Below are 15349 nucleotides of genomic sequence, written 5' to 3' on the forward strand. Positions count from 1 at the left end.
GGCTTATTATTGAGAAGGCTGAACGTTGAATTTATCCTTCTTCCACCCCAGTTGTTGAGCCACTTTCTCAACAGATCCCCAAGCGGCGTCTTGTTCAGGACTTTCGCATTGAACAGCAAGTGACTTCACCTGACTCGCTGCGATCAACAAGGCTTGTGGTTTTGTCAAAAACTGCGAAACCTGCAACAAGTACGGACCATCCCGCAGATCGTCACTCAGATTGACGAGGTCGATCTTTGAATCCTTAGAGATAAACATCGAAGCAAACAGCAGCCAATCTGCAGCTTGGCCTCTCCCCTGGATGTGCAACGGGACTTCTTTCATTTCTTCCAGAGTGTTGATTCCTTGAACAATGTCATGGATTTGAACACTGTCCTGAGTTTGACCGAGCAGAGCGAAACGTCGTTTGATTTGCGTTTGCTTCTTTTCATTTGTGTTCCATGCCGTTGGGCCAACTCCTCGTGGCGGAAGAATCACCAATGTTTCTCCGGGTCGGTGATGAGGAAGTTTCCCTTCTGTTTTTGAAGTTTGCACCTTCGAGAAGTAAGGACAATCCGGGAACTGAGTTGCAAGACGCGGGTTGATTTCTGACCAGAGCTCAGCGTCACAAACAAATACACGGACACCTTTTGACTTTGAAACATTCTTTTGTTTCAGTACAAACATCGGTAACGAATAGACAGCATCTGGACGATACTCGATCACGGAAAGCGTCGCCTCATCACTCTCCCAAGACTGTGTTGGTTTCGATGATGAGACATCCGAGCCGGGGACCTTTGGTGAGTTCAGAAAACTTCGATACATCAGCTTTAGCATTGCTGTCGTTCGGAGAGCATCGAGCTCTTTTTGAGTTTGCGGTAACGTATCACTTGCCATAGGAACAAAGGATTCCTGAATCGAGGTGACTCGTTCATCCTTGGGCAGTTCATCAAAAACCTTGAGTTCTTCCGGAGTGAACAACGGTGTCGCTGTCACATCAATGAGTGGATTCTCATTTTTCAGGAATCGATTCATCCAGTGAAACGCGTTGACTCGTAACTCCTGAGTATCTTTGTGAGGACCTTCAGCGATGTTCAAGCCGATATTTCCGAGAGCATTATGAAGCTCATAGATGCGACGAGTTTTCGCATAGACATCGACCACACCATCAAGTGGGAAGATACGGTCTTTATCTGTGTTGGAAATCAGCAGTGGTCGTGGAGCAACCAGTGAAGCCAGCATCGGGAAATCCCAGGCAAATGTGTTGACCATATACATGCAGTCGCAATGTCCTTCCACACAGCCATCGACAACATGGTTATGCATATTCGTGATTCCAGCTACGGGAACAGCAGCCTTGATGCGATCATCAAGAGCCGCGACCCACCATGAATACGCTCCTCCACCTGACCGACCGGTGACACCAATTTTTTCTCCGTCGACCTCGGGTCGGGACTGCAAGTAGTCGAGCGAACGAATGCAGTTCCAGGCTTCGACTCCGGCTGATGTGTAACCACGATTGAGCCACCACCACATGCCGTACTTGTATGTTCCATGGTGAATCCCTTCGATCTCACCAAGCTGAATTGTATCAATCATCAGGCAAACGAATCCATTTTTCGCAAACCATGCTCCATGATGTTGATAGTGCGTTTTGTTCCCGTAGCTCACACCATCCTTTTTGACTCCTCCATGTCCACAAACATAGAGAATCGCGGGGAGCGGTCCCTCCTGCTTTTCGGGACGATAGAAATTCGCGGTCACATACAAACCTGGCATTGCTTGAAAATGCAGGTTTTCAACAATCACACCCTCGCGCGTGTGCGTGCCGGTCACGACTGGTTTCAACGGAGAACGTTCTGGCCAAGGTTTGAGACCTAACATCTCCTGAAGTTGCGCGTGACGCTCTTCCCGCTGCCTCGTCCAGTCTTCAAGCGTTTTGACATCTGCAAGAGAGTCTTTTGTCACGATTGCGGTTTGAGCAGCGAAGTACCTGGCAAGAAGTTCGTCGCCTGTTGATGTGGTCGAATCTTGAGCATCGCCAGACGTACTGATGATCAGGGAAAACGCAACAAAAGAGCCGAGAAGATGGAATTTCAACGAAAACAAAGCTGTTCTCCTGGTGTCAAAACTGGGGCGGGATCAGGGAGGAAGGGAACATTATGTATTGTGTAGCGAGCGATAATTACTTTTCAACGGAGTCTTTCGCTTCTGAAGTTCGCCAAAGCCAACGCAGAGAATCAGGAAGAATTGCACCGCCATGAATCCCGTTGTGAGCACCTTCGCCATAGACAAACTTGTGATCGTATTTTGCAAAAGCTAACGATTTCGCCATCTGTTGATTCGCTAAAGGCCAGTTCCCATGCTGGTTGTCGAGGTCTCCAGAGCCATCTTGAAGAAACACTCGAATCGGTTTGGGTTCTGTTTTTCGAATCAATGCATGGTAGACATGACCACCACGAATGTTGGTGAAGCTGCCGACATGGCTTAAGACTTTGCGAAATTCATCTGGACGTTCCCAGGCAACCGTCCATGCACAAATTCCTCCTGAACTAATCCCGCAGATGGCGCGCTGGTCAGGATCTTTCGTCAGGTTGTAGTGCTTGCCGACCTCGGGCAAAATTTCTTCTAACAGGAACCGAGAATATTGATCCGAGAGCGTGTCGTATTCGAAGCTTCGATTTTGCGGTCGCGGTCGCCAACCTCGTTTCTTCGGGAGTTCGTCTTGCAGATAGCCCGGGTCGATAAAAATTCCGATGATCGGCGGCAACTCACCTTTGTGAATGAGATTGTCAAAGACAACCGGCACACGGAACTGCCCCTTTTCATCAAGGTAAGTGTGACCGTCTTGAAAGACCATCACCGCGGTTGGGGTGTCCGCATCATATTGCTCAGGAACATAGACTGAATAATGACGAATCGATCCTGGGAACACTTCTGACTTCCAGACATGGTTCGTCACCGTGCCGCGCGGGACTCCTTCGTGACGCATGGAATCTTCACCGAGTTCGTACTGTTCGTCCCCAGCCAAACAAACTGTCACCATCCCCATCAATAGCAGCAAAGGCATCAATCGCAACATCGTTCATCCCGATTTATTTGAGTCTCGTTTTGACCCTGCATGTTAGTGGTCTCGCCAATGGCCTCGCAAGGACAGCAAAGGCTCATCACTGATCAAAGAGAATGAATTGTCATCCCGCCATCGATCTTTAGAACCTGTCCCGTTGCATACGGGATCTCTCCCTCAACCAGGGCGCGGACAGCTTTGCCAACATCTTCGGTTTCCCCCCACCGACGTTCAAGTGTGAGACCATTTGCGATCAGCTCGTCGTACTTCTGAGTGACCCCGGAAGTCATGTCACTTCGAATGACTCCCGGTCGGACTTCATACACATCAATTCCAAACTCAGCGAGTCGCGTCGCCCACAGATCCTTTGCCATTCCAAGAGCCGCTTTCGAAAGGCAGTAATCACCACGGTTCACCGAAACGAACTCCGCAGAGATCGACGAGACAAAAATTACGCTCCCGCGGACTTCTGCAGCATCTCGACTAGACTTCATCAGCTGCGCAGCAAGTTTCGTCAGAAAGAATGGCCCCTTCAAGTTGATATCAATCACCTTGTCAAACGCCTCTTCGTCTGCCTCCAGAATGTCCTTGCGTCCGGGAGACGTGATCCCGGCATTGTTGATGAGCGCATCAAGCCGGCCAAACTTCTGGTGCGTTGACTCAATCAATTTCGTTCGATCATCGGAGCAACCAATGTTCGCTGCGCAGTAGGCAACGTCGACTTCAAGGTCTGAAAACTCCTGCAAGACATCTTGAACCTGCTCAGCAGGTCGCACTCCATTGAGCATCAACGACCAGCCAGACTGCGCAAGTTTCCTCGCGATCCCCAACCCAATCCCTCGGGCTCCACCTGTAATCAGTGCAACTTTCGACATGAAATCTCAACTTCCCTTTACTCAGTTTGCACTGAGTTCATGAACCATTTGAACGAGAGCTTTGACGTTGTCGGGATTCATATCTGGCTGGACACCGTGGCCAAGATTAAAGATATGCCCGGGGTGTCCGGCGTTGGCATCGAGCACAGCTTTGGTGCGACTTTCGAGAACATCCAGATTTGCGTAAAGCGATATCGGATCAAGATTTCCCTGAATCGCTCGTTCGTTGCCAACAATCTTGCGGGCCTCAGCCAAGTCAATCCGCCAGTCGATTCCAATTACGTCACCACCAGCTTCGACCTGGTCCGGAATCAATGCAGGATTGCCAGTTAAAAAGTTGATTAATGGAGTCTCATCCTGAACTGCCTCAATCAACTTCTTCGTGTAAGGTTGAACGTATCGTCGATAGTCAGAGGGAGAGAGACAACCGGCCCAACTGTCGAAAATCTGCACCGCTTGAACACCCGCTTCAATTTGTGCGTTCAAATATTTCCCGAGCGAATCGACGAGCCGATTCATTAAGGCATCCCATGCACCTTCATCGTTGTACATGATGGTCTTTGTGCGAATGTAGTTTTTCGACCCACCACCTTCGATCGCATACGAAGCAAGTGTAAACGGAGCTCCGGCAAATCCCAGCAATGGAATATCGCTCGGCAGATCGTTGCGGATAAGCTTGATCGCATCGAAAACATAGCTGAGAATTTCAACGTCATCGACCGCTTTGACTCGATCTATTTCACTTGCAGCCATCAGCGGATTATGAATGACCGGGCCTTCGCCTTTGACGTACTCAAGATCAAACCCCATCGGTTGCAAAATCGGTAACAGATCCGCGAATAGAATCGCAGCGTCGACTCCTAAAACTTCGCGTGCGGTCAGTGTCACCTCCGCAGCCAGTTCCGGAGTTTTACAGAGATCAATGAAAGTTGTCTTACTGCGAACTGCCATATATTCAGGCAGGTAACGCCCGGCCTGTCGCATGATCCAAACTGGTGTACAATCGGTTGGCTCGCAACGAGCCGCTTTCATGAATCGACTATTATAAAGTTCTGGAGTCATCATCTCTTCGACTTCTATTCAAAAGTGTGGTCACGTCGCAGTTCGGTTCACTCACCGAGAGGAATTCTATTTGTCTCTATGGAGATCATAACAATCAAACGTAAATTGTCAGCGAGGATCTGCATTTACAAATTGATCCAGATCATTTTCGATGCTGCCCCTGCCCGCGAAAATCACTTTTGTGGCTTCAGAGACTATCTGTCACGAGAGAGAACGCCTGTATCATTTCGGGGAAAGCTCTAGAAACACGGCTCTCTGACAATTCACTTAGTCCCCGTGTTTCCCACGACATGACGAGATTGTCGCTGCGGCAGTTCTTTGGCTTCATGAGTCCGTTTTCGTGGATGTGGGAGATCGAATTTCCTCAGGAAGTGCGGTCGATCCTCTCGCCCCCCACGCGTGTAATCATTCCAGATCGCATGGGCAACAACTTCCTCAGAACGTTGCTGCACCTGAACGAGAAAGTTGAACATCCGCTCCGCCAGTCGCGTAAGTGGAATCCCATGTGACTGCCCTTCGCGAGCATAAAGCCAGTCGGAGAGTTTAAGAAATTCGACGAACGGAGAATTCGCATCGCTCCAGATCAGTTCGCGAGATTCCAAAAAGTTCCCGCTGTTGCCAATCAAATCCCAGAATTTCGCAAACCGACGCATCCGTTGAAGATCCTCGAACGGAACAAGTTTCGTGCTGAGAATTTCATAAGGTGCGGACTGGCTGTAGATCATCTCCCAGTCTTCATCATGACGCGTGATCGGCGTCCCGCGCAACCGTTTGAGGATTCCGACTTGAATCTCTTGAGGATTCAGTTTGAGCAGCCGGTCAAAACCGGTTCCAAAGCTTTCAACAGTCTCTCCCGGAAGTCCGACAATCAGGTCGGCATGAATGTGGACGCCGGTTTCTTTCCGCAGGAATTCAAAATTCTCAGCCAGCTTTTCGTTGTCCTGTTTCCGGCTGATCAAGTCTCCAACGTCGTCGTTAAATGTTTGAACACCAATCTCGAATTGCAATGCTCCCGGCGGAAAGCGGGAAATCATTTCTCGCAGCGAATCAGGAAGCCGGTCTGGAATCATTTCGAAGTGAAGAAAAAGATCCGGGCGATACCGATCCAGAAAGAATTGCAATATCGCCTTGCTGACTCGCATGTTCAGATTAAACGTACGATCTACAAACTTGAACTGCTTCGCACCACCATCGAGAAGCAGTTGCATCTTCCCGAGAAATTCGTCGACATCAAATTGACGAACGGGAATCTCCAAAGCAGACAGGCAAAACTCACATGTGAACGGACAGCCGCGCGAGGCTTCCACATAGATCACGCGATTCTTAATGTCCTCCTCCGTATACAAATGATACGGCATCTTCACTTCAGAAAGTGCCGGAACACCGCCGGGGATGACCTTTTCAAGCGGAGGAGTTTTTGCCAGAAGATTTCGACAAAGTTCGGGCAACGCAAGGTCAGCTTCACCGGTGACCAGATAGTCCGCCAGCTGAACAATCTGTTGTTGCTCACTTTCGTAGCTGACCTCTGGTCCTCCGATCACAACTGTGATGTCAGGTCGCAACTTTTTGAGATCTGCGACCAACTTCGTTGCCGGTTCAATGTTCCAGATGTAGACGCCGATTCCAACGATCTTCGGATTTTGCGAGACGATCGATTCTAGAACGTCCGCGAGGTTCTCATTAATGCCAAACTCCAGCATCACCGTCGATTCCGCCAACGGCCCCATATTCGCTATAAGATAACGCAGCCCAAAGGAACTGTGCCAATAGCGAGCATTCAATGTTGTCAGGACAATATCAGGCATGAAGTACCGAAGAGGGACAGAGATTTAGAGCATGCTTCGAAATGATGATTGTGGGCGATCAATCCCATGGAAGTGAGCGATTTATCAGATGAAATATACTCTTCACAGCCACAAGAACCACAAAAGTGTTTCAGAACTGGTCCAATACCAGTCTTTACGTTCTGAACACCAATTCGAAAGATACTCTCGTTGAATTGTCATTGTAATCGGGATTGAAACGCCGGACACTTCAAGCCTCCGAAGATTTGAGCGATTCGGTAAAATGTTTCGACCGAGCGAATGATCATTGGACTCAAAACTCAAGTACAGTCTCAATCATAGCGGATAACGCAAACGATTTACGTTTTCGGACAGGCATGAAATTCTGATGATCTATCTCTACGCAACAATTTTGCTGATCGCGAATTCACTCGCTTGGTCTGCAACGATCTTCATGGCTCCGGGGAACTGGATCATGGTCGCATTAGCAGTCACCTATGCCTGGTTCCTTCCCGAGACGGAATCTCCACATCTGAGCTGGACGATCGTCGGCATCAGTTTCATTCTGGCAATTCTCGGAGAGATCGTCGAGTTCTCAGCCGGTGCCGCCGGAGCTGCCAAGCAAGGGGGCTCAAAACGTGGAGCTATCTTCTCAATCGTGGGAGCCATTACCGGAAGTATCGCCGGTGCCATCCTCGGGCTTCCCATTCCAGTCATGGGAAGTGCCATCGCAGGAATTGCAGGAGGAGCCATCGGGGCCTTTGTGGGAGCTTACCTGGGAGAACAAGATCGGTTCCATGGTGAGCGAATCGCGATTGGAAAAGGAGCAATGATAGGCAGACTGATCGGCACCGTCGGCAAGATGGCCGTCGGCGCGATCATTCTTTTTCTGATTACTCTCGACAGCTTTGTAGATTTCTAACGCATCTTTCGAATTGGCCTGCAGGTTCTGCCTCGTGGCGAACAGCATTTTTCAAGTGAAATGCGTTCTTCACGGGCACTCGGTAGAGCAAACTGCTCTCATCAATCGGAATAGCGGACTTGGCTCCAGTCTTTTGCAAGGTCCACCAATATTTTGAGTTTTGATTCGCAGTCTGCTGTTGCGACGATCCCGGGCAATCTCAGCATTGATGCGCGATCGTCCATCCAGGTCTCATCGAAATGAACAGCCTCACCATTGTGGACCCAAACACTGTTCCCCCCCAGCATCCGAGCAATTTGCATTGAGACGGGGTAGTCGTAGATATTCGGACTGTGAATGAGTGAGCCTCCGAAATCACCGGTCGCCAGAAGCGGGTAGATACTGCCCGGCGTGTCGTCCGGAGCAAATCCTTCAAGGCCCGCGTCGGTAACTTTTTGAGCATTCACCGGGTCGTTGGCTTGAAATCCGATCAAATAGATCTTGTTCGAATTGGGGCGAGTCGCGATGTCGATTGGCGGCATCTTCTGCAAACATTCCAATGCCGAAACCGAAGTGTCATCCGGTCCGCATTTCAGTGTTTCGTCATAGGCCAGAGTCCAGGTTCCAGTCGGGCCAGCTTCCGGACAAAAGACTAACGAGAACAACACCTCACTTCGATTTCGTAAGTGAATCATCACGGAATATCCGTCCCCAGTCCGATCACGGAACTGCTTTGTCCCATCGATTGGATCGAGTGCGATCGTCAATTCCGCCTGCTCGTTAAAGACGTCGAGGTCTCCGTTCTCTTCTTCTGCTTCCAATCGGCATTCACGCAAGATGGGCGACCTGTCCCGCAGCCCGGAGACGACAAGTTCCTGAACGGTCAAATCAGCAAGAGTCAGTGCATCGGTGTTGGCATTCCCTGACGACTTGCCTTCCAGTGCGATGTTGAACGTTCTCAATTTCTTAGCGATTGCCCCGGACCAACGTACGAGGTCAGGGGTATCATTCATAAGTGCAGCGATCACACTTTCGACAGACAATGACATCAGCTAGTTCTCCAAATGTTCTATTACTCGATCTGCGACATCAACTTGAGTCGCTTGAGCAAACGCTCTCCATCCCGGAACGGCGTTCACCTCAATCACATAACAACGCCCCGCAAGATCGTACAACAAATCGACACCAGCGAAACACGCATGGACAGTTCTCGCTGCAGAAAGTGCAAGATGAGCTTCATCATCCGTCACCAGATGAGCCATGGCACTCCCGTTTCGAGAGATATTCGTCCGAAAGTCAGTCAGGTTTTTGCGTTTCATGGCTCCCAAAATCTGGCCATTGAGCAGCATCACCCGCACATCGAATCCTTCGTGGTGAATAAACTCTTGAATGTAAAGAACGTTGTTGAGACGTTCGAGAGTACGAAAGGAACGAAACGCCAGATCCGGATCGGAGAGACGGAAGATCCCGCGCCCTTCTGCTCCAAAGATCGGCTTTACGACGACATCGCCACCGAGAGTTTGAAATGCTTCCATCGCCTGATCAGTCGTTTCACAAACGATCGTACGTGGAACAGGAACTTGAGCCGCAGCCAGGCGTGAAGTCGTTAAAAACTTATCGACTGCACATTCGATCGCACGAGGATGATTAAGAATCGTTTTCCCAGCCTGATGCAGTTGCAAGAGCACATCCATGCGATACACAACCTGCTCAAGCGATCCCGGCGGCATCGTCCGCACAATGATGGCATCAGAATCGAACAGCGAGTGATGACCGCCCGAGACGTCTGTTGAAGTCCCCTCCACCGAACTCGTTAGAGATCGAAAGTCAACCCGTTCGCACGAATGTCCACGTTGCGCCGAGGCACGTGAAAGTTCATCGACATACCAACTCCCCTCGTTCCCAAGAACAGAGATTTTCACGTGCCACTCGATTTCATGTTGGGGGAGGTTTCCGCATCCGAGTCGGGTTCCATTGACTCATCAGATGTCGGACTGGAATCTTCTTCGCCAGTCGCTTCTTCCTCAGAAGCGTTCTCAACCGGAACCAACTCTGCCTCCTCAAGTTGAGGGCGAGCAACCTGCACATGTACCAGAAAGCTCGAAGGGAAAAATGGTGTCTCAGGAAGTTCACTCCGTTCTTTGATCCAAAACTCTTTGGTTCCGACAGGAACAAGAAAGTAGAGATCCCCTTCCGAATTCTCGTGGACGCAAGGATATATCGCATTGCCAACGCTGGCGTAACAAATCCGTCCTAAACCTTTTACAAACGAGTTATAGACGACCTGATTTCGATAGTTCGGCAAGGTGCTGTTTTTCTCCCCTTCAGGAGCATTGGTCCAGTCTTCGGAGAGTGATATCAAGCCTGCTTTCAACTCATCAAGTCGTGCATCTTCCAGCGTATCAAGATGCTCCTGATAATATTGATCGACAGCTTCCAGTTGCAAAATCGGGACTTTCACCAAATCAGCTTCGCTGCCTGGACGAAGAGAAATTTCCAACCCTTTCGAACCGGCACTGAATTGCAAGTTGACAAGATTGCTTCGAACGGCACTCGGTCGCTTGCGCACTTCGTCCACGATTTGCGAAAAAACTTTCTGATCGATGCTGAAGTCAGCCCCCTTGATTTCAAGACGAATACTTTGACTCGGATTGAGACGCTCCCCCTCAAGAAGCCCTTCATATGAGGGTTGTGAACTCATGTAGAACCAAATCCCAACGCTGACAAAAATACTTCCGAATAGAATCGGAGGAATCAACCCGCTAAGGCTTGCTCTCTTCTTCTTCTGACGCCGAATGTATTTCGAGGTCACCGGATCATCCGTCACCGGGACTACGGGAAGTTGACCGAGAGTTTTCGGATCCTTCGGGGCATTGAGATCGGGAAAGAGAGCTTCCTCGGCAGGAGACTCAACCGCTCCCTCGGGAGGCCCCGCGAAACCTGGATCGGCTTGCCCTTGAAGCGAATCTGCTGTCGGAAGTTGAACTGGATTTGCGTTCGCAGGCGGATCAACCGGCGTTTCCGCACCGGTCTCAGGAGAGGGGGCGGTTTGAGGGGCCGGCGAGGGAATTGTTGGAACCCGGAGACGCGTATCGCATTTCGGACAGCGACCAATCTTCCCAGAGGCGTCGTCGCCAACCCGGACAGTCGCAGTACAGTAAGGACAATGAAATTCAATAGCCATAAGTTTTTTCGCAAATGCTTTAGAACCAGTCCGAAAACTTCTGGAATAGCCGCTTGTCTCAATGTTTGAGAGAGCAATTTCAAGTTACAGGACCAGTTCTAACGCGTCTTGTGCCCATGAAGAGTTGCTTCAGGTGATAAACCACTCATCTCCACGAGAACGATCACGCACCTCTTTTCCCAAAATGTTCCAGCTCAGTTCGAATGAACCACTCAGGAGTCACAACAGCGGTAAAAAGATGTTCAAAAGATTGTTCGCGTTTCTTAATCAGAATCACCCGAAATTGCTGTAAAATCGAAATCGCCCTAGCGAGCAATACACCCGCATAGAAAATTCACGCTTCTTTTTCAGCATGCTATTGCATCCGACATGCAGTTGACAAGATTCAACAATTGCTGTCCTTAAGAGGCGACCATGGCTGCCAAGAAGCAAAAAGAACGGCGGACCGGTCATCAGCTTCACGGAGTTCCATTCGAGTCTTCAGAGCAAGTATCTTCCCCTCCTCCTGACTGCAGCTGCGATCTTATTAAGATGAGTCACCGCATTGTGGGACCAGTTCGTGCCGTTTCAGAACGCAGTGAAGAAACTCAAAAAATCGAGAACAGGTTGAAGAAGTTGAGCTGCGTGACGGCGACCTGTTGATCGAATTTCAAAACGACTTCAGCGAAGCGAAAAATTTACAAGACGATGTCTCTTCATCAAACGAGGAGAACTCCGCTTCTCTCAGAAATCTGGACAATCCCTTATCTGTTCGTTCAGAATAAGAATCGAATCACATCGAATCACGCATGAGGCTGCACCGGTTGCGAATTTGCCCAGCGCGAGAGCCCGATGAAGAGCAGGCCACACAGAAGATAGCTGATCGCAAGATCGTTGGCACGGTAATAGACTCCGCCAGCAACCGGGTCGACAAACCGAAACAAAAAGTCAAACGTGATCCCATTATAGACTTGATACGCGTGCATTGCCCCGAGAAACGTCAACGCAGACGCACAGAGCATCCAAACGCCAGCTGCGATAAATTTTCGGTCAACCAGGCACGCAGAGACCGCTGCCAGAATCATACATGTAAAGATGTATCCACGCTCCATGAGCAGCAGACCGTGAACTAGAAACCCGTTCACCTCTGCTGTCGGATGAGGATTTTCTACGGCAGTAATGACTTTCTTCGGATCTTCTTTTTGCACACTTTCAGACGAGACATCGTTGGCTTTCACTTCACTTGCTTCAACCGTTGGTGAAATGACCTGTTGAAGCGAATTTCCTTGGGCCAACATGAGCGTCCCCATCATCACCACCGCTCCCCAAGCCGCAATTGCAGGGAACAGTCCGACAGCAACTGCTGGAGCATGGTTTTCAGGAACTGCTCGAAATGCCTGAGCTGTGATGATCACACCAATCCACAAGACAATCCCCGCTCCCACTTCAATGGGAACAATCCCAGCGACAAGGCTAATGAGCCCAGTCAATGTGAGAGCGACAATGACGACCCCGTTGAGCGTCGAGTAGCCAGCTCTGGCCCCCAAAGACTTCCACCCCGGGTGACCAATATAAATCGTCGTCGGAAAACAACTCCCAAACAACGCAGCGACAATCGTGCCAATTCCATTGGCGGCCATTGAAGGAGCGGTCGGATAGGAATCCCCAGCAGCCTCAGCAGATTCGATGTTCTGCAGACTTCCGACCACATTGAAGAGTCCCATCGGAATGATCACCGAAAGAAGTGGCAAGATTTCTTGAATGTTCTGAGCGACTGACCAGATTGCTTCGCCCGACCAAACCGGCAAGGAAAGTCCAACATTCTCGGTCGCTGCTTTGACGGCATCGATCGAAGCGGCACCAAACGTCAGCCATTCCGGAGCTGATGGAACGGCTCGTTGCAAGAGCATCAATCCCCACGCCAAAGCTGTCCCCAGAGTGACTGCAAGCAATCCACTCGGTAAGCCCAACGGTAACCGTATTTGTGAAAACAAGCCAATCAAGACCAGCGCCAGAGGCAACATTGCAATCAACGGCTTTTGAAAAATCTGAAGCGTGAACGTCATCGCGATGAAGCCGATGGCGATTCCCGCGAGTGTCGAAAGAAGTGCCGCGCGTGGCGTGTTGCGACGAAGTTTTTCGGCAACAAACGAACCGACGAGTTCAATTACTCCACTTCCCAGACAGGCGACCAGTCCCATTTTCCAGGCTGCCTCCGCACTCTGAGTCTTCTGGAACTCTGGCCCCATCACGAAGAAGATATACACAATGATCGACGGGGTATTGATCCCATACGGCAATGCCGTAACGTCATCTCTCCCCGTCTTTCTGGCAAGCCGATGTGCTTGCCAGGCATAAAACAAATTGCCCACCAGAATGCTGATCGCAGCTCCGGGCAAAATCATTTTGTAGAGAAACCTCGAATTCTCTCCCGTCATTCCGCAAAACAATTCGCAGAACGAAATGATCACCAGAAACTGAACCAGATTGTCGATGAATAAACCAAAAAAACCGTCGAGGTCACGTTTAACGAAGAGTTTCATATTCTTGGCGGCGGGTTGTAGACATAACGTATGAACCGAAGTTGCCTGCCGCAATCTTCGCTATTTAGTACAGATTCAATCTCGGTCTTTTTGTACCGCCTCGTGGCGAGTCGTGGGATTCGTCGACTAGGTATCCAATGATGTTTACGGGCACGACAAGTAGGGACAATGCGCCTCATTCTGCCCGGTCTTACTACACAACGGACTTACACGACGGTCTCACTTGGTGCCGCTTCAGCGACTTCTGATTCTGAAACGTCTTTGTCACTCATTTTATCGTGGAAGAATAACGCGAACACTACGAAGACCACTCCAGCCATGATGGCAGGGAAGAACCAGAACTGTTTCCATTCAGTCATCGTTGTTGAAAGGAGTTGAGGATCAAGTCCTTCTGGCAAGCTCCGAGAGAACATTTGCGAGAACGATTCGAAAAAGCTCATCCCTTCATCCGCACCACGTGCTGTGATCAATGCTTCATTGTATTTCTCGGAACTTACGACCTGCTTTCCCATCTCCCCGATATGCCAGTTCAGAGGGATCGGACCGAAGCTGCCTCCGAACGCAATTCTGAAACCAAAGAACATTCCGATTCCCTGCGTCAGAAAGACAAGCAATCCCTGAGCTTGACCACGAACATCTTTGGGAGCTTTGTCGTCGGTGTACATGAATCCGGTGACAAAGAAAAAGTCGTAACAAATCCCGTGAATGAGGACTGCAAGCAACAGCATCCAAGTAACCTGATTCGGTGCACCGAAAGCGAACAATGCGTAGCGAAGCACCCAGCTTGCCATGCCGATTAAAATCATGTTCTTCAAGCCAAATCGCCGGAAGAAAAATGGAATCAAGAGCATGAAGAAGATCTCAGACATCTGCCCGAGCGTCATCGTCGCTGCCGATTGAGCGAATCCGGTTTGATTCAGGTAGGTGGAGGTCAAACCGTAATAATATGCCAGCGGGATACAAATCAGAGTTGAGCACAGGGCGAAGATTGCAAAGTTGAAATCAGCCAGAAGTTTGAACGCATCGACCATCAGGAGTGATCTTAAATCGACCGGTTTACCCTTGAGAGGAGGCGGAGTATTCGGGAGGAAGAAACAGAAGACTCCCAATAAGATCGAAGACGAAGCTCCCATCCAAAAGAGGTTAAACGAGTTCGACCAGCCGAGGCCACCGCCGATCAGTCCGGCGACAATCCAACCAATCGTCCCCCAGACACGGATTTTGGGGAAGTCGTTCTGTGTGGGAATGTGGGTAAACGCGATGGTATTTCCAAGGCCCAGAGTCGGCATGAAACACAATGAGTGAATCAGGATCAACCAAACGATGGTATTCCCTGCATCGCTTCCGGAAGCGGCTGCAACCTGCGGGATGACAGCCATGACTAAGCCACCAATCACGAGAAGAGCCCCCATCACTTTTTCTGATGCAAATAATCGGTCGGCAACAAGACCCAGAAACAGAGGCGCAAAAATCGCTGCAATGGGGACGCTCTCATACGCTCCCCCTTTGAATGCTGATAAACCGTTCGAGTCCAAAACAGCTGACAATGTCGCAAACCAGGCTCCCCAGGTAAAAAACTGAAGAAACATCATCAAGGAAAGCCGTGGTGTCATTCCGACCATGCCACCGCCTGTATTTGTGTTGTCATTCATATTGAAAATCTCAAATCAAAATTCTTCAGACTACGGAGATATCAGTTCAACGAAAAAAGTTGGTGCGTCGCAAAGTCATCAGTCATACTTCCAAATTTCGGACGGTCAAGACCGAGCAGAACTTGATGACAGGCAGTTGCACAATATTGCCCGTTCTTAATCACCCATTCTTACTGTATTGTCAGTTTTTACTCTAAGGATTGCTTCGAAATTCTTGGATGAAACAGATTGCAACGAAGAGGCCCCATCTGGCTTCGTTATATCGTGATGACAGCCAAGACTCTCGAGACAGCATTTGAGTAACTCTTCCAACTCAAGCGATA

The 15349-nt window shown here is 49.7% G+C and carries 11 protein-coding genes; 1 reads left to right on the forward strand and 10 read right to left on the reverse strand.

Annotated elements, in window-relative coordinates; genetic code table 11:
- Positions 1-6: 6 nt before the first annotated feature.
- The 5 genes from Mal48_RS12035 to Mal48_RS12055 all read right to left on the reverse strand — a co-directional run bounded on the left by Mal48_RS12035 (position 7) and on the right by Mal48_RS12055 (position 6788).
- Entirely contained in the window at positions 7-2088 is a 2082-nt protein-coding gene (locus Mal48_RS12035) for an alpha/beta hydrolase family protein (RefSeq protein WP_197441654.1), read from the reverse strand.
- 76 nt (positions 2089-2164) lie between these two features.
- Positions 2165-3061 carry an alpha/beta hydrolase gene (locus Mal48_RS12040; RefSeq protein ID WP_145199527.1) on the reverse strand — a complete coding sequence of 299 codons (897 nt, stop codon included), beginning with the start codon at positions 3059-3061 and terminating at the stop codon, positions 2165-2167.
- 92 nt (positions 3062-3153) lie between these two features.
- Entirely contained in the window at positions 3154-3921 is a 768-nt protein-coding gene (locus Mal48_RS12045; RefSeq protein WP_145199530.1) for a 3-ketoacyl-ACP reductase, read from the reverse strand.
- 21 nt (positions 3922-3942) lie between these two features.
- Positions 3943-4986, reverse strand: a complete 1044-nt coding sequence (hemE, locus tag Mal48_RS12050) for a uroporphyrinogen decarboxylase (protein WP_145199531.1) — start codon at positions 4984-4986, stop codon at positions 3943-3945.
- Positions 4987-5246: 260 nt separating this feature from the next.
- Positions 5247-6788: a B12-binding domain-containing radical SAM protein gene (locus Mal48_RS12055; RefSeq protein ID WP_145199532.1), complete on the reverse strand. Its 1542-nt coding sequence runs from the start codon at positions 6786-6788 to the stop codon at positions 5247-5249.
- A gap of 367 nt (positions 6789-7155) precedes the next feature.
- On the opposite strand from Mal48_RS12055, the gene Mal48_RS12060 reads away from it, so the two are divergent.
- The gene (locus tag Mal48_RS12060) at positions 7156-7689 is read left to right on the forward strand and encodes a DUF456 domain-containing protein (RefSeq protein WP_145199533.1); all 534 of its coding nucleotides are present in this window, start codon (positions 7156-7158) and stop codon (positions 7687-7689) included.
- Between the two features lie 101 nt (positions 7690-7790).
- Here Mal48_RS12060 and Mal48_RS12065 read toward each other — a convergent pair whose 3' ends face one another.
- The 5 genes from Mal48_RS12065 to Mal48_RS12085 form a co-directional block, all read right to left on the reverse strand.
- Positions 7791-8717, reverse strand: a complete 927-nt coding sequence (locus Mal48_RS12065) for an inositol monophosphatase family protein (RefSeq protein ID WP_231739496.1) — start codon at positions 8715-8717, stop codon at positions 7791-7793.
- Positions 8718-8720: 3 nt separating this feature from the next.
- The gene (locus Mal48_RS12070; RefSeq protein ID WP_197441655.1) at positions 8721-9590 is read right to left on the reverse strand and encodes an ATP-grasp domain-containing protein; all 870 of its coding nucleotides are present in this window, start codon (positions 9588-9590) and stop codon (positions 8721-8723) included.
- A complete protein-coding gene (locus Mal48_RS12075; RefSeq protein WP_145199535.1) occupies positions 9587-10852 on the reverse strand; it encodes a hypothetical protein in 1266 nt (421 codons plus the stop codon). Before Mal48_RS12075 ends, Mal48_RS12070 begins: the two co-directional genes overlap by 4 nt.
- A gap of 782 nt (positions 10853-11634) precedes the next feature.
- Positions 11635-13374 (reverse strand): NCS2 family permease, encoded by a 1740-nt coding sequence (locus tag Mal48_RS12080; protein WP_145199537.1) that lies wholly within the window; start codon positions 13372-13374, stop codon positions 11635-11637.
- A gap of 206 nt (positions 13375-13580) precedes the next feature.
- Entirely contained in the window at positions 13581-15026 is a 1446-nt protein-coding gene (locus Mal48_RS12085; protein WP_231739499.1) for an MFS transporter, read from the reverse strand.
- Between the last annotated feature and the right edge of the window lie 323 nt (positions 15027-15349).

It is taken from the genome of Thalassoglobus polymorphus, assembly GCF_007744255.1.
GTDB lineage: Bacteria > Planctomycetota > Planctomycetia > Planctomycetales > Planctomycetaceae > Thalassoglobus > Thalassoglobus polymorphus.

What these genes read in the sequence shown, in the direction of transcription:
- Mal48_RS12045 (WP_145199530.1), bottom strand. Translation starts at nt 3,921, where the DNA reads ATGTCGAAAGTTGCACTGATTACAGGTGGAGCCCGAGGGATTGGGTTG.
- Mal48_RS12055 (WP_145199532.1), bottom strand. Translation starts at nt 6,788, where the DNA reads ATGCCTGATATTGTCCTGACAACATTGAATGCTCGCTATTGGCACAGT.
- Mal48_RS12075 (WP_145199535.1), bottom strand. Translation starts at nt 10,852, where the DNA reads ATGGCTATTGAATTTCATTGTCCTTACTGTACTGCGACTGTCCGGGTT.
- Mal48_RS12065 (WP_231739496.1), bottom strand. Translation starts at nt 8,717, where the DNA reads ATGTCATTGTCTGTCGAAAGTGTGATCGCTGCACTTATGAATGATACC.
- Mal48_RS12080 (WP_145199537.1), bottom strand. Translation starts at nt 13,374, where the DNA reads ATGAAACTCTTCGTTAAACGTGACCTCGACGGTTTTTTTGGTTTATTC.
- hemE (WP_145199531.1), bottom strand. Translation starts at nt 4,986, where the DNA reads ATGATGACTCCAGAACTTTATAATAGTCGATTCATGAAAGCGGCTCGT.
- Mal48_RS12040 (WP_145199527.1), bottom strand. Translation starts at nt 3,061, where the DNA reads ATGTTGCGATTGATGCCTTTGCTGCTATTGATGGGGATGGTGACAGTT.
- Mal48_RS12060 (WP_145199533.1), top strand. Translation starts at nt 7,156, where the DNA reads ATGATCTATCTCTACGCAACAATTTTGCTGATCGCGAATTCACTCGCT.
- Mal48_RS12085 (WP_231739499.1), bottom strand. Translation starts at nt 15,026, where the DNA reads ATGAATGACAACACAAATACAGGCGGTGGCATGGTCGGAATGACACCA.